Annotated in this window: 23 protein-coding genes; 11 read left to right on the forward strand and 12 right to left on the reverse strand. The window is 42.0% G+C overall.

The features are described from left to right. The first annotated feature begins 1 nt into the window (after position 1). The 4 genes from B7696_RS01345 to B7696_RS01360 all read left to right on the forward strand — a co-directional run bounded on the left by B7696_RS01345 (position 2) and on the right by B7696_RS01360 (position 4,216). On the forward strand, positions 2 to 745 hold the full coding sequence (locus B7696_RS01345; RefSeq protein WP_084861724.1) for a 16S rRNA (uracil(1498)-N(3))-methyltransferase: 744 nt from the start codon (positions 2 to 4) through the stop codon (positions 743 to 745). A 10-nt stretch (positions 746 to 755) separates the two neighbouring features. Next, positions 756 to 2,552 (forward strand): oligoendopeptidase F, encoded by a 1,797-nt coding sequence (gene pepF, locus B7696_RS01350; protein WP_084861726.1) that lies wholly within the window; start codon positions 756 to 758, stop codon positions 2,550 to 2,552. A 28-nt stretch (positions 2,553 to 2,580) separates the two neighbouring features. After that, complete coding sequence (locus B7696_RS01355; protein WP_084861728.1) at positions 2,581 to 3,363, forward strand: deoxyribonuclease; 783 nt, start codon at positions 2,581 to 2,583, stop codon at positions 3,361 to 3,363. 61 nt (positions 3,364 to 3,424) lie between these two features. After that, positions 3,425 to 4,216: a DUF2785 domain-containing protein gene (locus B7696_RS01360; RefSeq protein WP_084861730.1), complete on the forward strand. Its 792-nt coding sequence runs from the start codon at positions 3,425 to 3,427 to the stop codon at positions 4,214 to 4,216. 107 nt (positions 4,217 to 4,323) lie between these two features. Here B7696_RS01360 and B7696_RS01365 read toward each other — a convergent pair whose 3' ends face one another. Further along, the gene (locus B7696_RS01365) at positions 4,324 to 5,088 is read right to left on the reverse strand and encodes a (S)-acetoin forming diacetyl reductase (RefSeq protein ID WP_000048147.1); all 765 of its coding nucleotides are present in this window, start codon (positions 5,086 to 5,088) and stop codon (positions 4,324 to 4,326) included. A 254-nt stretch (positions 5,089 to 5,342) separates the two neighbouring features. On the opposite strand from B7696_RS01365, the gene B7696_RS01370 reads away from it, so the two are divergent. Further along, on the forward strand, positions 5,343 to 6,011 hold the full coding sequence (locus B7696_RS01370) for an MIP/aquaporin family protein (protein WP_000714814.1): 669 nt from the start codon (positions 5,343 to 5,345) through the stop codon (positions 6,009 to 6,011). A gap of 57 nt (positions 6,012 to 6,068) precedes the next feature. Here B7696_RS01370 and queF read toward each other — a convergent pair whose 3' ends face one another. The 7 genes from queF to B7696_RS01400 all read right to left on the reverse strand — a co-directional run bounded on the left by queF (position 6,069) and on the right by B7696_RS01400 (position 9,617). Further along, positions 6,069 to 6,560 carry a preQ(1) synthase gene (gene queF, locus B7696_RS10385; protein ID WP_000082575.1) on the reverse strand — a complete coding sequence of 164 codons (492 nt, stop codon included), beginning with the start codon at positions 6,558 to 6,560 and terminating at the stop codon, positions 6,069 to 6,071. Positions 6,561 to 6,578: 18 nt separating this feature from the next. Further along, entirely contained in the window at positions 6,579 to 7,295 is a 717-nt protein-coding gene (gene queE, locus B7696_RS10390) for a 7-carboxy-7-deazaguanine synthase QueE (RefSeq protein WP_000196472.1), read from the reverse strand. Further along, the gene (gene queD, locus B7696_RS01380) at positions 7,288 to 7,731 is read right to left on the reverse strand and encodes a 6-carboxytetrahydropterin synthase QueD (RefSeq protein ID WP_000464576.1); all 444 of its coding nucleotides are present in this window, start codon (positions 7,729 to 7,731) and stop codon (positions 7,288 to 7,290) included. The genes queE and queD overlap by 8 nt, the downstream gene beginning before the upstream one ends. Next, on the reverse strand, positions 7,731 to 8,384 hold the full coding sequence (queC, locus tag B7696_RS01385) for a 7-cyano-7-deazaguanine synthase QueC (RefSeq protein ID WP_033684847.1): 654 nt from the start codon (positions 8,382 to 8,384) through the stop codon (positions 7,731 to 7,733). The genes queD and queC overlap by 1 nt, the downstream gene beginning before the upstream one ends. 201 nt (positions 8,385 to 8,585) lie before the next feature. Continuing rightward, positions 8,586 to 8,900 (reverse strand): thioredoxin, encoded by a 315-nt coding sequence (gene trxA / locus B7696_RS01390; RefSeq protein WP_001029581.1) that lies wholly within the window; start codon positions 8,898 to 8,900, stop codon positions 8,586 to 8,588. 15 nt (positions 8,901 to 8,915) lie between these two features. After that, positions 8,916 to 9,137 carry a DUF4649 family protein gene (locus B7696_RS01395; protein WP_000570256.1) on the reverse strand — a complete coding sequence of 74 codons (222 nt, stop codon included), beginning with the start codon at positions 9,135 to 9,137 and terminating at the stop codon, positions 8,916 to 8,918. Positions 9,138 to 9,236: 99 nt separating this feature from the next. Continuing rightward, positions 9,237 to 9,617, reverse strand: coding sequence for a MarR family winged helix-turn-helix transcriptional regulator (locus tag B7696_RS01400; RefSeq protein ID WP_185757561.1), 381 nt, complete (start codon positions 9,615 to 9,617; stop codon positions 9,237 to 9,239). Positions 9,618 to 9,899: 282 nt separating this feature from the next. Here B7696_RS01400 and B7696_RS01405 point away from each other — a divergent pair, with 282 nt between their 5' ends. Then, positions 9,900 to 10,274, forward strand: coding sequence for a CidA/LrgA family protein (locus B7696_RS01405; RefSeq protein ID WP_000781325.1), 375 nt, complete (start codon positions 9,900 to 9,902; stop codon positions 10,272 to 10,274). Beyond that, on the forward strand, positions 10,271 to 10,966 hold the full coding sequence (locus tag B7696_RS01410) for an LrgB family protein (RefSeq protein WP_001288948.1): 696 nt from the start codon (positions 10,271 to 10,273) through the stop codon (positions 10,964 to 10,966). The genes B7696_RS01405 and B7696_RS01410 overlap by 4 nt, the downstream gene beginning before the upstream one ends. 51 nt (positions 10,967 to 11,017) lie before the next feature. Here B7696_RS01410 and gggC read toward each other — a convergent pair whose 3' ends face one another. The 4 genes from gggC to B7696_RS01430 all read right to left on the reverse strand — a co-directional run bounded on the left by gggC (position 11,018) and on the right by B7696_RS01430 (position 14,552). Further along, positions 11,018 to 12,565, reverse strand: a complete 1,548-nt coding sequence (gene gggC / locus B7696_RS01415; RefSeq protein ID WP_084861733.1) for a streptosactin export ABC transporter GggC — start codon at positions 12,563 to 12,565, stop codon at positions 11,018 to 11,020. A gap of 138 nt (positions 12,566 to 12,703) precedes the next feature. Then, positions 12,704 to 13,471: a hypothetical protein gene (locus B7696_RS01420; RefSeq protein WP_084861735.1), complete on the reverse strand. Its 768-nt coding sequence runs from the start codon at positions 13,469 to 13,471 to the stop codon at positions 12,704 to 12,706. Between the two features lie 15 nt (positions 13,472 to 13,486). Further along, positions 13,487 to 14,182: an ABC transporter ATP-binding protein gene (locus B7696_RS01425; protein ID WP_000054197.1), complete on the reverse strand. Its 696-nt coding sequence runs from the start codon at positions 14,180 to 14,182 to the stop codon at positions 13,487 to 13,489. Positions 14,183 to 14,186: 4 nt separating this feature from the next. Then, positions 14,187 to 14,552, reverse strand: a complete 366-nt coding sequence (locus B7696_RS01430) for a GntR family transcriptional regulator (protein WP_000119149.1) — start codon at positions 14,550 to 14,552, stop codon at positions 14,187 to 14,189. 139 nt (positions 14,553 to 14,691) lie between these two features. On the opposite strand from B7696_RS01430, the gene nrdR reads away from it, so the two are divergent. The 4 genes from nrdR to B7696_RS01450 are packed head-to-tail and all read left to right on the forward strand — an operon-like array spanning position 14,692 to position 17,942. Continuing rightward, positions 14,692 to 15,165 (forward strand): transcriptional regulator NrdR, encoded by a 474-nt coding sequence (gene nrdR / locus B7696_RS01435; RefSeq protein WP_001203672.1) that lies wholly within the window; start codon positions 14,692 to 14,694, stop codon positions 15,163 to 15,165. Further along, a complete protein-coding gene (locus B7696_RS01440) occupies positions 15,166 to 16,335 on the forward strand; it encodes a DnaD domain protein (protein ID WP_084861737.1) in 1,170 nt (389 codons plus the stop codon). It abuts the gene before it with no gap. Next, on the forward strand, positions 16,336 to 17,232 hold the full coding sequence (gene dnaI / locus B7696_RS01445) for a primosomal protein DnaI (RefSeq protein ID WP_016398880.1): 897 nt from the start codon (positions 16,336 to 16,338) through the stop codon (positions 17,230 to 17,232). After that, positions 17,229 to 17,942: an NADPH-dependent oxidoreductase gene (locus tag B7696_RS01450; protein ID WP_084861739.1), complete on the forward strand. Its 714-nt coding sequence runs from the start codon at positions 17,229 to 17,231 to the stop codon at positions 17,940 to 17,942. Before dnaI ends, B7696_RS01450 begins: the two co-directional genes overlap by 4 nt. The last annotated feature ends 9 nt before the right edge of the window (positions 17,943 to 17,951 follow it).

Below are 17,951 nucleotides of genomic sequence, written 5' to 3' on the forward strand. Positions count from 1 at the left end.
CATGCAACAGTATTTTGTCAAAGGCAGTGCTATCTCTCCTGTCACCATCGAGGACAAGGAAACCAGCAAGCATATGTTTCAGGTTATGCGCTTGAAAGAAGATGACGAGGTGACCTTAGTCTTTGATGATGGAATTAAGCGCTTGGCGCGTATACTGGATGTGGAAGCCCGTCAGTTTGAATTGGTAGAAGAACTAGATGACAATGTGGAACTGCCCGTTCAAGTAACCATTGCATCTGGATTTCCCAAGGGAGACAAGCTGGAGTTTATGACTCAAAAAGTAACCGAACTGGGTGCCAGCCAGATTTGGGCCTTTCCTGCCGACTGGTCAGTTGCCAAGTGGGATGGCAAAAAATTGGGTAAAAAGGTTGAGAAGTTAGAAAAAATCGCCCTCGGAGCATCCGAACAAAGCAAGCGTAACTTCGTTCCAAGCATCAAGCTGTTTGAGAAAAAAGCAGACTTTCTAGCCCAACTTGACCAATTTGACTCTATCGTAGTGGCTTATGAAGAGTCGGCTAAAGAAGGAGAAGCTGCTGCGCTTCTGCAAGCAGTCTCTGGTCTTGAAACAGGAGCCAAATTGCTCTTTATCTTTGGTCCAGAAGGCGGTCTCTCACCTGCAGAAATTGAGAGTTTTGAAGCTAAAGGAGCGGTCTTGGCAGGACTTGGCCCTCGTATCCTACGAGCAGAAACGGCACCACTTTACGCCTTATCAGCCCTTAGTGTTTTATTAGAATTAGAGAAATAAGAGGAAGAAAATGGAACAAAAACACCGTTCAGAATTTCCAGAGAAGGAACTCTGGGACTTAACAGCCTTATACCAAGATCGTGAGGATTTCTTGCGTGCAATCGAGAAAGCTCGCGAAGATATCAACCAATTTAGCCGTGATTACAAGGGCAATCTTCATACTTTTGAGGATTTCGAGAAGGCCTTTGCGGAATTGGAGCAAATTTACATCCAGATGAGCCATATTGGCAACTATGGTTTTATGCCACAGACGACAGACTATAGCAATGAAGAATTTGCCAATATTGCCCAAGCTGGGATGGAATTTGAAACAGATGCCAGTGTAGCCTTGACCTTCTTTGACGATGCCTTGGTGGAAGCTGATGAGGAAGTCTTAGACCGTTTGGGTAAATTGCCTCACTTGACGGCAGCCATTCGTCAGGCAAAAATCAAAAAAGCCCACTATCTAGGGGTTGATGTGGAGAAGGCCTTGACCAATCTCGGTGAAGTTTTCTACAGTCCGCAGGACATTTACACTAAGATGCGAGCTGGGGATTTTGAAATGGCTGACTTTGAAGTTCATGGAAAAACCTACAAAAACAGCTTTGTGGCTTATGAGAATTTCTACCAAAACCACGAGGATGCTGAGGTTCGTGAGAAATCCTTCCGTTCCTTCTCAGAGGGACTTCGTAAGCACCAGAATACAGCAGCTGCAGCCTATTTAGCCCAAGTCAAGTCTGAAAAAGTCTTAGCAGATATGAAGGGTTACGACTCTGTCTTTGATTACCTTCTGGCTGAGCAAGAAGTGGACCGTGCCATGTTTGATCGTCAGATTGACCTCATCATGAAGGATTTTGCGCCAGTTGCTCAGAGATACCTCAAGCATGTTGCCAAGGTAAATGACCTTGAAAAGATGACCTTTGCTGATTGGAAGTTGGACTTGGATAGCGCCCTCAATCCTGAAGTGACTATTGAGGCTGCCTATGACTTGGTCATGAAGTCGGTAGAACCTTTGGGGAAAGAATATTGTCAAGAAGTTGCTCGCTATCAAGAAGAGCGCTGGGTGGACTTTGCTGCTAATAGTGGTAAGGATTCTGGCGGTTATGCAGCGGACCCATATCGCGTGCACCCTTATGTCCTCATGAGCTGGACAGGTCGTTTGAGCGATGTCTATACCTTGATTCATGAAATCGGGCATTCTGGTCAATTCATCTTTTCAGACAACCACCAAAGCTACTTTAATGCTCACATGTCGACCTACTATGTTGAAGCACCGTCAACTTTCAATGAATTGCTACTCAGTGACTACTTGGAGCACCAATCTGACGATCCACGTCAAAAACGCTTCGCTTTGGCTCACCGCTTGACAGACACCTACTTCCATAACTTTATTACCCACCTCTTGGAAGCAGCCTTCCAGCGTAAGGTGTATACATTGATTGAAGAAGGGGAGACCTTTGGAGCAAGCAAACTCAACAGTATTATGAAGGAAGTTTTGACGGATTTCTGGGGAGATGCCATTGAGATTGACGACGATGCGGCTTTGACTTGGATGCGACAAGCTCACTACTACATGGGTTTGTATAGCTACACTTACTCTGCTGGTCTTGTTATCTCGACTGCAGGTTACCTTCATCTGAAACATTCAGAAACTGGAGCTGAAGACTGGCTCAATCTCCTCAAATCAGGAGGTAGCAAGACACCGCTTGAGTCAGCCATGATCATTGGTGCTGATATTTCAACAGATAAACCACTCCGTGATACAATCCAATTCTTGTCTGACACAGTTGATCAGATTATCGCCTACAGTGCCCAGTTGGGGGAGTAAAGATTGGACAGAGTTTTAGGAGAATAATATGAATAGAATCAAAGAATTGCTAGAGCAAGATCCCAAAAGAATGCATTTTATCAAAATTGGTCTAGTTTTGTTGGGAATCATTTTATTGATTGCTTTGCCTACTCTCTATCTTGTTTTGAGTGGAGTCGGTATTTGGTATTTTGTAAAGAAAGCACCAGATATTCGAAAAAGAAATTTAATGATAGGGCTTTTCATTGTCAGTTTTGTTGCAATTGCTCTCCAAACTCCAACTGTTACAAAGAAAACTCCATCTTCTCAGTCAGAAGCTAAGCAGACTATGACATCTACTACTTCGACATCTTCAACGACGGATACTTCATCAAGCATAGAGGAGACGAAACGAATCGAAGACGAGAAAAAAGCTAAAGAAAAAGCAGAAGAAGAGAGAATTGCCAAAGAAAAAGCTGCAAATGAGTTGCAAGAAAAAGGTGAAAACTTAGTCAAACAATTGGAAGAAAGTCAAGATGCGAGTCAAGTGCAATCTGCTAAAGAAACAGTTAATCAAATTGAAAATAACGATAAAAAGGCAGAATTGCTCGATAGGATAGGTGCAGTTGAGTCATTAATTTCTCAAAAAGAAGAAGAGAAAAGAATTGCTCATGAAGCTGAGACTAAAGCCCAACAGCAAGAGAGAGTTGTCTATGTTGCAAACCATGGGAATGCGAAAGTTTATTGGTATAGTAAGGATAGAATGCCTTCAAAAACTAATAAAGCCAACGTTGTCGAGATGACAGAGGCTGATGCAATTGCTGCAGGAAAACGCCCATCTAAAAAAGAATAAGATAGAAAGTTACCTTGGGCTGGCTTTTTGAACATCTGCTAGAAATATAGAGGTATTGACCATGTATCAAGAGTTACTAAGAAAAATAGCAGAAGAAAAACCAAGTTATCATGATGAAGAAATCCAGTGGTTACTTGACCATTTGGGAGATCCTTCTCCAGAAATTCGCGATGATCTTGTTTTTACAAGCTTTGCTAGAGGGATTCAGGAAGAACTATTTACACAGGAACAATTTCATTTCATTGCTGAGGTGGTCTCAGCTGATGGAGGACTAGATAAAGAGATTGATAAGGTAGGTCTGCCAACACTTGAACGTTCTTTTAGGGCACTTGTTTATGCAAATCTCTTGTCTGCGGATGTCAATCAGCAATCGATTTTTTATCAGGGATTAAAAGCAGAAATTCGCAATGTCCTTTTAAATCAAGGTTTGTACTATCTTTCGAAAGAAAAGGATACGACAGGTTTTTCAAGTCAATATGGTTGGGTTCACGCTTTTGCACATGGAGCTGATTTGCTGACAGAGGTAGTTTGTCATCCAGACTTTCCTAAAAACAAAATTCATGAAGTATTTGACATACTTGGTACATTATTTAAAAGAATTACCATTCGTTTTACAGATGATGAAGATTGGCGTTTAGCCAGAGTACTTTATGAACCGATTTTACAAGGGAAGTTAGCACAAGAACAAGTAGCTTCTTGGATAAAAACTGTTGATTTTCCGATAGAAGAAAAGGAAGATTTTTACAAATTTTCCAACTTTAGATCCTGTTTGTTGGAAGTCTATGTCCAACTTGACCAGAGAAACAGTTTACAAGATGACTTGAAAGAAGATATCCTGTCTTTTCAATATTAGGGATTAACTAATATTACTTATTGAAAGAGTTTCTATTGTGTCCTCCTACCTGATAATAAAAACTAATAAAAGAGGTTGAATCATTTTCTAACCTCTTTTCCTGTATTTTAATGGAATTGCATACCACCATCAACGATAATGGTTTGTCCTGTAATGTAGTTTGAGTCTGGTCCTGCAAGGAAGCTGACGGCTGCAGCTACATCTTCTGGTTCAGATAGGCGTTTTAGGGTAATATCTTTTGCAAATGTCTGCATACCCCACTCGTCATCTTTTCCTGCATTTTTACCAACTTCATGAGCAATATCGTACATCATTGGTGTTTTAACAATACCTGGTGCGTAGGCGTTAACAGTGATGCCTGAGTCTGCTAAATCACGTGCTAATGTTTGCGTAATTCCACGAACAGCAAATTTGGTTCCACCATAAACAGTTAGATTTGGGTTACCGACTACACCGGCTTGAGAGGTTGCGTTGATAATTTTACCTCCGTGGCCAAGTGCTTTAAATTGCGCTTGTGCAGCTTGTGAACCCCAAATGACACCACCAACGTTGATACCGAAAGTGCGTGTAAATTGTTCCTCAGTAATTGTATCAAGAGGAGTAGTTGGAGCAACACCAGCGTTATTTACGACAACATTCAAATCACCAAAATGGTCAACAACTTTTTGAAATGCTTGTGCAACTTCGGCCTGTTTCGAAACATCGGCCACGACAGCAAAGGCATTTTCAGCTGATAATTCGGCAACAGCTTTTTCAGCTGTTTCAGGATTGTAGTCTAAGACTCCTACCTTAAAGCCATCTTGAACCAATCGTTTTGCGATTGCAAAACCGATTCCTTGACCTGCACCTGTGACAATAGCAACTTTAGACATATGATTCCTCCTTGGTATCCACGATACCATTCAAACGTTCATAAAAGAACAGCAAAGTTGTAAAAATTAGTTCCAATTAGGGAATAAATAACTCATTAGAACTATATTGACATTATATACCTTTGAAAAAAATGTTTCAAATAAAAACTACCGTTTTTACAGGATTCTAGCCTGAAAATTTCCAATCAATTTTCTTGAAACCCTTTCCCTCTTTTGATAGACTAGTATTTAGTTTTTAAAAAAGGAGAAAGAAAATGAAAAAATTTGTCGCTGAGTTAATCGGTACTTTCATGCTTGTGTTCATCGGAACAGGAGCTGTTGTTTTTGGAAATGGTCTTGATGGCCTTGGTCACCTTGGAATCGCCTTTGCCTTTGGTCTGGCAATCGTGGTTGCTGCTTACTCAATCGGAACTGTTTCAGGTGCTCACTTGAACCCAGCGGTTTCGATCGCTATGTTTGTAAACAAACGTTTGTCATCTTCGGAGCTTGTTAACTACATCCTTGGGCAAGTAGTTGGAGCTTTCCTTGCATCAGCTGCGCTATTCTTCCTCTTGGCGAACTCAGGGATGTCAACTACTAGTCTTGGTGAAAATGCCTTGGCAAACGGTGTCACTGTCTTTGGTGGTTTCTTGTTTGAAACAATCGCAACCTTCTTGTTTGTCTTGGTTATCATGACCGTGACTTCAGAAAGCAAGGGCAATGGAGCGATTGCTGGTTTGGTAATCGGTTTGTCCTTGATGGCCATGATCCTTGTGGGATTGAACATTACTGGACTTTCAGTAAACCCAGCTCGTAGCTTGGCACCAGCTGTCTTGGTAGGTGGCTCAGCCCTTCAACAAGTATGGATTTTCATCCTTGCTCCAATCGTTGGTGGGATTCTTGCAGCCCTTGTTGCTAAAAACTTCCTTGGAACAGAAGAATAATTGAAACTCAAAAAGCCTTGCTCCTCGATTTGAGGAACAGGGCTTTTTCTTATCTGTTTAGCGGTTGTCAATTTTCTCTGGATAGAGGTCGTGTTGGAAGAGGCGTTGTTCTGCCAATCCTTCATACTTAGTTCCAGGCTTACCGTAGTTGTAGTAGGGATCAATTGAGATGCCACCGCGCGGAGTGAATTTTCCCCAGACTTCTAAATAGCGAGGGTCTAGCAAGTTGACCAAGTCTTTCCCGATGGTGTTGATACAGTTTTCGTGGAAATCTCCGTGGTTTCGGTAGCTAAAGAGGTAGAGTTTGAGGGATTTTGACTCAACACAGAGCTTGTCAGGAATGTAGGAAATATAAATGGTCGCAAAGTCTGGTTGAGCAGTGATTGGACACAGTGAGGTAAATTCAGGACAGTTAAATTTGATGAAATAGTCATTTTCCACATGACGATTGTCAAAAGATTCGAGGACATCTGGTTGATAGTCAAAGATGTAGTTGGTTTCTTTGTTGCCCAGTAGGCTGAGGTTTTTCATTTCTTCTTGTTGTGACATGATTTTTTCTTTCTAATCTTAAACACCACGTTGATTATCGTAGAGGAGGGTATGCAGTTGAGGAAGGACGCGGACATTGCCCCAGCTATCGTCGGCAGCGACGCGTTCCCAGAGTTCTTTGAGACGGTCCAGTTGATCTTGGATAATATTTCCTGTAGCCTTGGGTTCAGGATTTCCAGCAGATAAGAAAAGGACATCTGGTTGGTAGCGTTCTTGTATTCCTTTAGCAAAGGCTAAATCTGCATCATCAAAGACAGGGATTTTAAAGGTGACCTTGTCTGGATCCAGTTGGGAAACGATAAAGTCCAGGGTCTCAAAGTTGACTTCCATCTTGGATGAAGGAGGTTTGGGACTCAGAGTAACCTGGTCGATATCTTTTAACCAATTTTGCCAGCGAGAGCCTTGGGTCTCAACAGCAAGGGTGACACCACGTTCCTTGAGCTTGGTGACCAGTTCAGCCATGTTGGCTGCTAGGATAGCGGGATTTCCGCCAGACAGGGTTACATAGTCGTAGTTCCCTAGTTTATCCAACTCAGCAATGACTTCGTCAGCTGTCATGCGAGTTGGTTTTTCAGAACCATCCCAAGTAAAGGCAGAATCGCACCAGTCGCAGTGGTAGTCGCAACCGGCAGTGCGGACAAACATGGTTTTCTGCCCAATAGCACGACCTTCACCTTGAAAGGTAGGGCCAAAAATTTCCAGAACTGGTAGTTTGAGGACACGTTCCCTAGTCATCTAACCACTCCCGTCTAAACTCTGCAAAGGAAGTCGGAGTTTCATAGAGGCGAACGTATTCCAAACGAAGACCACGCTCATCAGGTAACTCTTGACTCATGGTTTGGAAAATCCAGTAAACCATATTTTCAGCAGTCGTGTTCATATAAGGCAGAGTTTCATTGAGATAGCGATGATCCAAGTGGGGCTCTAAGTAGTTCTTGTAAATAGCTTTGATGTCTCCGAAATCGTAGGTCATGCCACGCTCATCTAAAAATCCACTAACAGCAATCTGCAGATGATAGGTGTGGCCATGAAGGGATTTGCATTTCCCCTCATAGTGAAAGAGGTGGTGGGCAGCATCGAAAGTGAACTCTTTTGATACCAAGGTTCTGTGAGGATTGTAGACAAGAGACTCCCCAGTTTCTTGTTTGATTTCTTTGGGTGCAAAAAACATTAGACCTCTCCTTTCTGTGAGAGATAGACATCTAAACCATGCTGACGTAGGTGGCAGGCTGGGCAATCCCCACAGCCGCTTCCGATAATTCCATTGTAGCAGGTTAAGGTCTTTTCACGAACGTAGTCAAAGGTACCGAGTTGATCGGCTAACTCCCAAGTTTCAGCCTTGTCCAGCCACATGAGAGGCGTTTGGATAACAAAGTCGTAATCCATGGCAAGGTTGAGGGTGACATTGAGGGATTTGACAAAGACATCTCGACAATCAGGGTAGCCTGAGAAGTCTGTCTCGCAAACACCTGTCACGATGTCTTTAATGCCACGTTGTTTGGCAAGAACTGCCGCAAAGGATAGAAAGAGGTGGTTGCGACCATCAACGAAGGTATTGGGAACCTCTCCCTCTTTTTGCTTAATCTCCATATCAGAAGTCAGGGCATTTTCAGTGATTTGTCCCAGCAGAGACATATCTAGGATGTGATGACGAATGCCTTGTTCCTTAGCGATTTCTTGGGCAACTTGAATTTCGAGATGATGACGTTGACCGTAGGCAAAGGTGACAGCTTCGACTGTTTCATAGTGTTCTTTGGCCCAGAAGAGGCAGGTTGTGGAATCTTGACCGCCACTAAAGACGACCAAGGCTGATTGACGTTTCATAGTACTCCTTCCAAAATGGGAAATGTTCAGAGCACGCAAAAAGCTCCCATGAGGGAGCTAAAAAATACCAAGTAGAGGTTTTTTTTAGCGATGGCATGTCCCAAACATCGTAATATTCTACCTACAGTCTAGCATATTTTTTGAAAAATGGCAAAGGGCAAGAAAAAAGAGACCAAAGAAAGTACTTGGTCTCTAATGTGATTAGCTCAATTCCGCAACGATGGCCTTGATTTGTTCTGCTGTGTGAACACCAGCAACTTGTTTCACCACTTGGCCGTCTTTTTTGAAGAGAAGAGTTGGGATAGACATGATTCCAAAAGCACGAGCTGTGTTTGGATTCTCATCAACGTCCATTTTAACGATTTTCAAGACATCTTCTGAAAGTTCTTCAGACAATTTATCCAAGATTGGACCTTGCATACGACATGGACCACACCAAGTTGCCCAGAAGTCTACCAAGACCAAACCGTCTTTTGTTTCTTGTTCGAATGTTGCATCTGTAATTGCTTTTGCCATTGTATTTCTCCTTTTTTAGTTATATTGGCTTAAATCTTGTTTCATGAGATAGAAGAAGACATCTCCATAAGTCCCATGGTAGTCCAAATCATGACCGTTGTAAGTTAATTTTTGGACTGGGTAGTAGTCTGCGACGCCGATAAGGCAAGCTTGTTGTGAACGATCAAAATCTTCATAAGACTCGAAAGTCACAGTTCTTTCGTTCTTGCTGGCATCTAGATAGGTAATTTCAATCATTTTAAAAACTCCTTTGTTTAATGATGACTTTATTTTACTCCTTGTAAAAGAGAATGTCAAGAAAAATGATTGCGCACGCAACTTTTTTCTAAAATCATCTTAAATCAAGAAATCCAAACTAGTTTCCAAGCTTTCTTCGACAGCCTTTTGTAGCGAGGCCAGTGTCTTTTGACCATCACCTGTCAGGCAGATAAAGCTAGAACGCCTATCTTGATCGCAACACCTGCGACTAAGTAGACCGCAATTTTTAGCTTCTAAGCGAGCCACCATCCGAGAAACAGCGCTCGGGCTCAGATGAAGTTTATCAGGCAAATCAATCTGTCGTAGAGATTTTTCTTGGGCCAAGTCCAGATAGTAGAGTAGGTAAAACTCTTTCAAGGTCAGACTTTGGTCACTCTGCTGGGCAATGGTCTCTTCTAAGAGACCTTCAATTTCTTTCTGACGACGATTGAAGTCAAACCATTTTTCCAAGTAGGTCATAGTATCTCCTTTCTTTTTAAAGTTATAACATAGAAGAATGTCCATTCACGAACAGTCTCTGCATCACAAGATGATTGCGCATGCAATGATTATACTACTTTTCAAGAAGGCTGGCAAGAAGGACGCTGAAATCTTTTATCCTAAATTACGCTGTTTTCACTAGTCTGTAATTGTCTGTATCCCCTTTCCTCTCTAATTTTTAATGACTTTTGTGCATTTCCTTGAAATTTTCTGAAAAAAGAGTAAACTGGTATGCAAGAAGTCTATTTCGTGGAGTTTAGAATGAAATTATATGTTCAATTAATGATTCTCTTTGTGATTTCTCTAATCGGAGAGGGGATCTCTAGTTTCTTTCATTTGCCTATCCCAGGCAGTATTATCGGCTTGATTATTCTCTTTCTAGCCCTACAATTCAAGTGGCTGAGAACTAGGCATGTTAACATGGTGGGGAATTTCTTGCTGGCCAATATGACCATTCTCTTTTTGCCACCAGCAGTGGGAATCATGGAAAAGTTTGATGTGATTGCTCCCTATCTTTTACCCATTGTTTTGATTGTCTTTTTTGCAGCAGTCATCAATATTATCCTCATAGCCTTGGTAGTTCAGTTCATCAAACGACGGTTTGAGGGAGATTATGAGAAAGGAGATGCCAAATGAGTGAATTTGTTTCCAATCCCCTGTTTGGGCTGGCCCTGTCTATCTTAGCCTATCTAGTGGGAATGCTGATTTACAGACGTTTTCCCCATCCATTGACAACGCCCTTGCTTTTGTCAGCTGTTTTTATTATCATCTTTCTAAAGCTGACAGGTATTTCTTACCAAGATTACTACCAAGGTGGGGTTTATTTGAACAACTTGATTGTCCCATCGACAGTGGCTCTGGGGATTCCTCTTTATAAGAGTTTTCATCTGATGAAGCACCATGCTCGGAGTATTCTCTTTGGTAGTTTGTTAGCGGTAGTGGTCAATACATCTTTCACAGCCCTTGTGGCTAAGATTTTTGGCATGGACTTTTTCCTAGCCATTTCTCTCTTTCCTAAGTCAGTAACAACCGCCATGGCAGTGGGAATCACAGAAAAATTGCAAGGTTTGACGACTGTGACCTTGGTCGTTGTAGTGGCGACTGGGATTTTAACCAGTGTCATCGGCCCAACACTCTTGAAGTGGTTGAAAATTGACGATCCAGTAGCTGTTGGTCTTTCCCTTGGAGGAACAGGCCACGCAGTTGGAACAGGAACAGCCTTTCGATACGGCTCTGTAGCAGGAGCCATGGGTGGCTTGGCTATCGGTGTCACTGGTATTCTCTATGTCTTTGTCAGCCCTATCGTAGCCAGTTTGATATTGAGTTAAAAAGCAAGGAATTCGGATTCCTTGCTTTTTCAAATCGTATGTTATAGACTATCACTTTTCTTTGCTTAAGTGGATGACTTGGTCATAGTGTTTTAAGTCCTCTTCTGTGTAGTGGTGAATGACTTCAATGACTGTTTGAGGTAGGGAGAAGAGCAAGTCGCTAATTTTTCTGCTATTTTCCGAGTCAAGATTGGCCTTAATCTCATCTGCTAAGATGAGTTGGCTATCATGGTAGAGGGCGCGAGCGATTTCTAGGCGTTGTTTCTCGCCACCAGACAGACTATCATTGCTAAGCGTTCGATTTTTCAAATGTTCTAATCCTGTTTTTTTGAGGATGTAAGTTAAACGTTCCTCCTTTTTATCCAGTCCTAGAAGGATATTGTCTTCCAGAGAAAGCGTGTCAAAGTAATGGCTATCTTGGAGGATATAGGAACTAAAGCTTGTGATTTCTTGGCGTGAAAGGCTTTTGCCAGCAAATGCAATCCGTCCCCTTGTCGGTGTCTCTTCTCCATGAATGATATTGAGCAGGGTTGTCTTACCAGAGCCGCTTTCCCCGATAATGGCAATTTTTTCTCCTTGTTTGATGTGCATGGAAATAGGAGATAAGAGGATATTCCCCTCTTTTTCAAGGGAGATGGTGTCAAGTTGGATAGGGAAAATGTTTTCTATGCTTCTAGGCGAGATGGGATCAGACTGGTTCAAAAGTTTTTGGTATTTGTTGAGAAGAGTTCGATTCGCTTTTCGGGTGTTGGTAAAGTAAGCCAACTCTTGGAATTGATAGCCGATATTATGGGAAACTAAATAGATGACCACAAAACGAGCTGCATCTAAATAATTATAGTAGGTCATAAAGCCACCGATGACGATAGGTGTGACGGAGCAAAAGGCATCGATGCTATTGATCAAGAGACTGTTTAAGGTTCGTTGTTTTTCATAGTTGATTTCGGCATCTAGACTGGTTTGTAATTGCTTTTGATAGCGAGCAAAAAAGAAGTCTTGCCCCTGATAATGGCGAATTTGTTGGCTACCACCAATAAAATTTGTCAAGCTTGCTAGATAGCTCTGGTTAACAGTGGACCGCTTTTCAGAAAGTGAATCCAAACGTTTTGATCCGATAGCACTGCAGAGTACAGGAAAGGAGTAGAAGAGGATAAAAATCAAGCCCAGGTAAAAATTGGTCCATAGGGCATAGAGAATAGACACAGTGGTAAAGCCCAGAGAAGAAATGATGATGACGGTTGGCTCAATATAGTTTTCTTCTAGTTGCTTGACGTCGTTTTCTAGGTCAGACAAAATATCCTTTTCATCAATCTCATAACTATTTAAAAATCGCTTGAAAATAGCACTCTTGATCCCATATTTGAAGTCAGTAATCAAACGAGCGTAGTAATAGCGTTTTCCAGCCAAACCTAGTAAGAGGATGAGATTACCAAGGATTCCCAAAATCAAAACTTTCCAAAGAAGGCCTAGTTCTTGATTGGTAAAACTAGCAACAATATTCTGAACAAGGGCTGGTGTGATAATTGCTTCCAGCCAAGTAATGGCAATAGAAAAGAAGTAAAGTACGAGGTGTTTCTTGGTAACAAATCTTCTCAGCATAAAGAGTTGACCTCCTTATCGATATACATGTAATCAGTTTTAAAGTTATTATACTCCTTTTTATCAAATACGTCATATAAAAATGAAAGTTCTGAGAACGAAAAAAGTCTAGCGAGTTATTGTCGCTAGACTTTAAAACTATTGTAAGTTAACCTTGTTTTTCAAAATATAGTAGGTTCCGAGGTAAAAAATAGCTATGAATATGAGTTCTTCAAAAATGCCCGTACTTGCTCCCATATAGAAATTATCATTAAATCCTGCAAGTGAATTGACATAGAAGTTAGCACTGGTATTGAAGAAGACTTCAATAAAGCCAATGACGATTTGGATACCAATGTAGGCTGCAACAGCGAGTGCTGTGCGGTATTCGTTGAAAAGTTGTCCGATGGAAATAGCCAAGTAGATGCAGAGGATTCCAGAAATGGTATTTAGTAGGAATGATAACCCCACAAGAGAGAGTTGAGGAAGGTATGTTCTTACAAGTGGAATAAAGTCATAATTTGACATCCATTCTGGAACCGTTATAGTCACAATAAGAAAAGCACTTAGAGCTAGTACAGCTGAGCTAAGTATAGACCAGATAAAGGCTCCGACTAATTTAGCTGTGATGATATAGTGCTCAGAAACTGGCAAGGTCAAAGTCAGATAGCCTTGGCGGTCATATACACTTCCTTTGAAGCGTTTGATAATCAAGAAAAGAGTTGAAATCCCAAGTGTAATTATCAAGCCACCAAAGACGAGAGCCAGAAAGACAAATAGGAAAGGTTGGCTATCTTTGAAAGATACATAAGAATAGTAGTGTCCTTGCATTCCTAGAGGAACGGAAAGGACTAGAACAGCAGCGTAAAGGGCTAAATACCACTTGTTAACATTTTTAAATTCGTAGCGAACTAAATTCCAAAACATAATAATCTCCTTTGCTTAGGCCTTAAATTCCTGACGGAAGAGTTGGTCAATGGATTCACCTGACTCATAGCGAATATCATCTACATTACCTTGACGAACGACTTTTCCATCCTTCAGGAAGACAATTTCATCTAAGATTGGCTCGATATCAGAAATCAAGTGGGTAGAAATCAAAACGGTAGAAGTTGGGGAGTAGTTGTTGATGATAGTATTGAGGATATACTCACGGGCTGCTGGGTCCACCCCGCCAATTGGTTCGTCTAGAACATAGAGACGAGCATCACGGCTCATAACCAAAATCAGTTGTACCTTTTCCTTGTTTCCTTTTGATAGTTTTTTGAGACGACTATTTTCATCAATGCCCAGGTCTGCAAGTAGATGATGGGCGCGTTCAAGATTGAAATCTTTATAGAAGGTCTTGAAGTAGGTTAGGGCTTCTTTGACCTTCATTTGCTCATTGAGATAGGTCGTATCCGGCAAATAAGCTACGATGGCCTTGGTTGCTGGGCTTGGGTCCATGTCGTTGATAAGGACACGTCCTTGATCTGGTTGCAAGAGGCCATTGATTAGTTTAATCAGGGTTGTTTTTCCTGAGCCATTTGGCCCAAGGAGACCAACAATTTTCCCAGCTGGGATGTCAAGGGAAACATTTTCAAGGGCTGGGGTTGCTCCATAAGATTTGGATACATTTTCAAATGCTAGTAATGACATAGGCTTAAACTCCTTTAATATAATCGCCGACTACGCCTGGTAGTTCTTCTTTTTCATAGCCAAAATGGGTCATGGAGGAAACGAAGTGTTCCAATTCTTCTTCTGATAATTGTTTGCGCGATTGGGCGATCAGTTCCTTATCCTCAGTCACAAATCGTCCAGTTGTGCGCTTGCTGTAGACAAATCCTTCTCGTTCAAGGTCTGACAAGGCTCTTTGGATGGTGTTTGGATTGACACCAGCCTCGCTAGCCAGCTCTCTCACGGTTGGAAGTTGTTGATTGGGTTCCAGTGTATGGGAAACAATCTGAAGCTTGATTTTCTCCATAATCTGTAAATAGATGGGTTTTTTGTTGTCAAATGTCCAGGACATCTTGGTCTCCTTTCTTTTATCCTTTTGTCTTAATTAAATAATACAACAAAACAAAAAACTTGTCAAGCAAAAAGAAGAATTGTTTTGGGAATCGCTTAAAAAATGGTATAATGAAAAGAAAACGATAAGGAGGGAAAGGATGCGTTGTCCAAAATGTGGGGCTACCAAGTCAAGTGTTATCGATAGTCGCCAAGCAGAAGAAGGGAACACCATTCGTAGAAGACGTGAGTGCGATGAATGCCAACACCGTTTTACAACCTACGAACGGGTAGAAGAAAGAACCTTAGTTGTTGTTAAAAAAGATGGCACACGGGAACAATTCTCCAGAGATAAAATCTTTAATGGAATTATCCGCTCAGCCCAGAAACGTCCTGTGTCAAGTGATGAAATCAACATGGTAGTCAATCGTATCGAACAGAAACTCCGTGGTCGAAATGAAAATGAAATTCAAAGTGAGGACATTGGTTCACTCGTCATGGAGGAGTTGGCTGAGTTGGATGAGATTACCTATGTGCGTTTTGCCAGTGTCTATCGTAGTTTTAAGGATGTCAGTGAGCTAGAGAGCCTGCTCCAACAAATCACCCAGTCCTCTAAAAAGAAAAAGGAAAGATAAATGAAGCCAATTGACCGTTTTTCTTATCTAAAGAATAATCGGGTGTCGCAAGATACCTCATCTCTGGTACAGTGCTACCTCCCGATTATCGGTCAGGAGGCACTGAGCCTTTATCTTTATACGATTAGTTTTTGGGATAATGGCAGAAAGGAATACCTCTTTTCAAGCATTCTCAACCATCTCAACTTTGGGATGGATAGACTGATAAAATCCTTGAAAATCCTATCTGCTTTCAATCTCTTGACCCTCTATCAAAAGGGGGACGTTTATCAGCTAGCTATCCATGCTCCTCTCTCGAGTCAGGAGTTCTTGGAGCATCCTGTTTATCGCAGACTTTTGGAGAAAAAGATTGGCGATGCAGCGGTGGAGGATTTGAAAGTTGAGAGTGCTGAGGGAGAAGAAATACCTGTCTCGCTCAATCAAGTCTTTCCAGATTTGGCAGAACTAGGTAGTCAAGAAGACCTTGGTATCAGGAAGAAAGTAGCCAACGATTTTGACTTGGACCATTTTCGTCAGCTCATGACTCGAGATGGGCTTCGTTTTGCGGATGAACAGTCCGATGTCTTGAACCTGTTTGCCATTGCGGAGGAGAAGAAGTGGACCTGGTTTGAGACCTATCAGTTGGCCAAGTCAACAGCTGTTTCCCAGGTCATTTCAACCAAACGCATGCGGGAAAAAATCGCTCAAAAACCAGTTTCCTCTGACTTTAGTCCTAAGGAAGCAACCATTATCAAGGAAGCCAAAAGTAAGACTGCTCTGCAGTTTTTGGCAGAAATCAAGCAGACACGCAAGGGAACCATTACCCAAACAGAAAGAGAACTCTTGCAACAGATGGCTGGTTTGGGCTTGCTGGATGAAGTAATCAATATTATTCTCTTATTGACCTTTAATAAGGTTGATTCGGCAAATATCAATGAGAAATATGCCATGAAGGTGGCCAATGACTATGCCTATCAAAAGATTCATTCGGCAGAAGAGGCAGTCTTACGAATCCGTGAGCGAGGGCAGAAGAATCAGGCTCAAAAAAGCAGTACCCCTAGTCCTGCTAAGTCCAATGTACCCAAGTGGAGCAACCCAGATTATAAGAATGAAACCAGCGAGGAAACTCGTCTGGAACTAGAACGTAAGAAACAAGAACTATTAGCTCGATTAGAAAAAGGAGGAGATTAGATGGAAAGTGTCGGAGACGTACTCAAACGTCAACCCAGCCGTTTTCATTATCAAGATTTGGTCCAGAAAATCATGAAGGACCCTGATGTTGCGGCCTTTATCCAGCAAGAATCCCTTACTCCAGAGGAATTAAATCGCAGTATCTCCAAGTTTAATCAGTACATCACCGAGCGTGACAAGTTTCTCCGTGGGGATACGGATTATATTGCCAAAGGCTACAAGCCTATTTTGGTTATGAATCATGGCTATGCGGATGTTTCTTATGAAGAAACTCCTGAGCTAATCGCAGCGGAAAAAGAAGCGGCTATTAAGAACCGCCTCAAGTTAATTAATCTGCCAGCCAGTCTCAAGCAAGCTAGTTTGGCTCAAGTAGATTTGGATGATTTGGGTCGCTTGCCAGTTTTTGAAAAGTTATTAGCCTTCGTGGAGCAATATCCAGCCATTCGAAAAGGTCTCTATCTCTATGGAGACTTTGGTGTGGGTAAAAGTTTCATGGTGGCTGCCTTAGCCCATGATTTATCAGAAAAACGTGGTGTTTCATCAACTCTCCTCCACTATCCTAGCTTTGTCATTGATGTCAAAAATGCTATCGGTGATGGCAATGTCAAGACCTTGGTGGATGAGATTAAGCTGTCTGAAGTCCTGATTTTAGATGATATTGGTGCCGAGCAATCAACAGCTTGGGTACGGGATGAAATCCTGCAAGTCATTCTCCAATATCGGATGCAGGAAAATTTACCGACCTTTTTCACATCCAACTTCAACTTTGAAGAATTGGAGCTGCATTTCGCTAAAGGGAAACATGGAAATGACGAAACCTGGGAAGCCAGACGGGTCATGGAACGCATCCGTTATTTGGCTGAGGAGACTCGTTTAGAAGGAGTAAACCGTCGATGACAGAAACGATTAAACTGATGAAAGCTCATAAGTCTGTTCGAAGATTTAAAGAGCAAGCTCTTCCTCAGGAAGACTTGACTGATATCCTGAGAGCAGCTCAAATGGCCTCGTCTTGGAAGAATTTCCAATCCTACTCTGTGATTGTGGTACGAAGTCAAGAGAAGAAAGATGCCTTGTATGAATTGGTACCTCAAGAAGCCATTCGCCAGTCAGCTGTTTTTCTTCTCTTTGTTGGAGATTTGAACCGAGCAGAAAAGGGAGCCCGACTTCATACAGACTCATTCCAACCCCAAGGTGTGGAAGGTCTCTTGATTAGTTCGGTCGATGCGGCCCTTGCTGGTCAAAATGCCCTGCTGGCAGCTGAAAGTTTGGGCTATGGAGGTGTCATTATTGGCTTGGTGCGTTACAAGTCAGAAGAAGTGGCAGAGCTCTTTAACCTGCCTGACTACACCTATCCTGTCTTTGGGATGGCACTGGGTCTTCCAAATGAAGAACATGAAGTCAAACCTCGCTTGCCATTGAATCAGGTGGTTTTTGAGGAAGAATATCAGGAACAAACAGTTGATGTGATTGAGGCTTATGACCGTGTACAGGCGGACTATGCTGGGGCGCGTGCGACAACAAGCTGGAGTCAGCGCCTAGCAGAACAGTTTGGTCAAGCTGAACCAAGCTCAACTAGAAAAAATCTTGAACAGAAGAAGTTATTGTAGAAAGTGAGA

It is taken from the genome of Streptococcus mitis (genome assembly GCF_002096815.1).
GTDB classification, from domain to species: domain Bacteria; phylum Bacillota; class Bacilli; order Lactobacillales; family Streptococcaceae; genus Streptococcus; species Streptococcus mitis_AD.

Bases quoted from the DNA above. Each gene is read 5' to 3' on its own strand.
- B7696_RS01430 (WP_000119149.1), bottom strand. From the start codon at position 14,552: ATGTCCTGGACATTTGACAACAAAAAACCCATCTATTTACAGATTATG.
- queF (WP_000082575.1), bottom strand. From the start codon at position 6,560: ATGTCACAACAAGAAGAAATGAAAAACCTCAGCCTACTGGGCAACAAA.
- pepF (WP_084861726.1), top strand. From the start codon at position 756: ATGGAACAAAAACACCGTTCAGAATTTCCAGAGAAGGAACTCTGGGAC.
- B7696_RS01365 (WP_000048147.1), bottom strand. From the start codon at position 5,088: ATGTCTAAAGTTGCTATTGTCACAGGTGCAGGTCAAGGAATCGGTTTT.
- B7696_RS01410 (WP_001288948.1), top strand. From the start codon at position 10,271: ATGAGTGAATTTGTTTCCAATCCCCTGTTTGGGCTGGCCCTGTCTATC.
- queD (WP_000464576.1), bottom strand. From the start codon at position 7,731: ATGTTTTTTGCACCCAAAGAAATCAAACAAGAAACTGGGGAGTCTCTT.
- B7696_RS01370 (WP_000714814.1), top strand. From the start codon at position 5,343: ATGAAAAAATTTGTCGCTGAGTTAATCGGTACTTTCATGCTTGTGTTC.
- trxA (WP_001029581.1), bottom strand. From the start codon at position 8,900: ATGGCAAAAGCAATTACAGATGCAACATTCGAACAAGAAACAAAAGAC.
- B7696_RS01450 (WP_084861739.1), top strand. From the start codon at position 17,229: ATGACAGAAACGATTAAACTGATGAAAGCTCATAAGTCTGTTCGAAGA.
- queC (WP_033684847.1), bottom strand. From the start codon at position 8,384: ATGAAACGTCAATCAGCCTTGGTCGTCTTTAGTGGCGGTCAAGATTCC.
- B7696_RS01420 (WP_084861735.1), bottom strand. From the start codon at position 13,471: ATGTTTTGGAATTTAGTTCGCTACGAATTTAAAAATGTTAACAAGTGG.
- B7696_RS01360 (WP_084861730.1), top strand. From the start codon at position 3,425: ATGTATCAAGAGTTACTAAGAAAAATAGCAGAAGAAAAACCAAGTTAT.
- B7696_RS01345 (WP_084861724.1), top strand. From the start codon at position 2: ATGCAACAGTATTTTGTCAAAGGCAGTGCTATCTCTCCTGTCACCATC.
- nrdR (WP_001203672.1), top strand. From the start codon at position 14,692: ATGCGTTGTCCAAAATGTGGGGCTACCAAGTCAAGTGTTATCGATAGT.
- dnaI (WP_016398880.1), top strand. From the start codon at position 16,336: ATGGAAAGTGTCGGAGACGTACTCAAACGTCAACCCAGCCGTTTTCAT.
- B7696_RS01425 (WP_000054197.1), bottom strand. From the start codon at position 14,182: ATGTCATTACTAGCATTTGAAAATGTATCCAAATCTTATGGAGCAACC.
- B7696_RS01355 (WP_084861728.1), top strand. From the start codon at position 2,581: ATGAATAGAATCAAAGAATTGCTAGAGCAAGATCCCAAAAGAATGCAT.
- gggC (WP_084861733.1), bottom strand. From the start codon at position 12,565: ATGCTGAGAAGATTTGTTACCAAGAAACACCTCGTACTTTACTTCTTT.
- B7696_RS01405 (WP_000781325.1), top strand. From the start codon at position 9,900: ATGAAATTATATGTTCAATTAATGATTCTCTTTGTGATTTCTCTAATC.
- B7696_RS01400 (WP_185757561.1), bottom strand. From the start codon at position 9,617: ATGACCTACTTGGAAAAATGGTTTGACTTCAATCGTCGTCAGAAAGAA.
- B7696_RS01440 (WP_084861737.1), top strand. From the start codon at position 15,166: ATGAAGCCAATTGACCGTTTTTCTTATCTAAAGAATAATCGGGTGTCG.
- B7696_RS01395 (WP_000570256.1), bottom strand. From the start codon at position 9,137: ATGATTGAAATTACCTATCTAGATGCCAGCAAGAACGAAAGAACTGTG.
- queE (WP_000196472.1), bottom strand. From the start codon at position 7,295: ATGACTAGGGAACGTGTCCTCAAACTACCAGTTCTGGAAATTTTTGGC.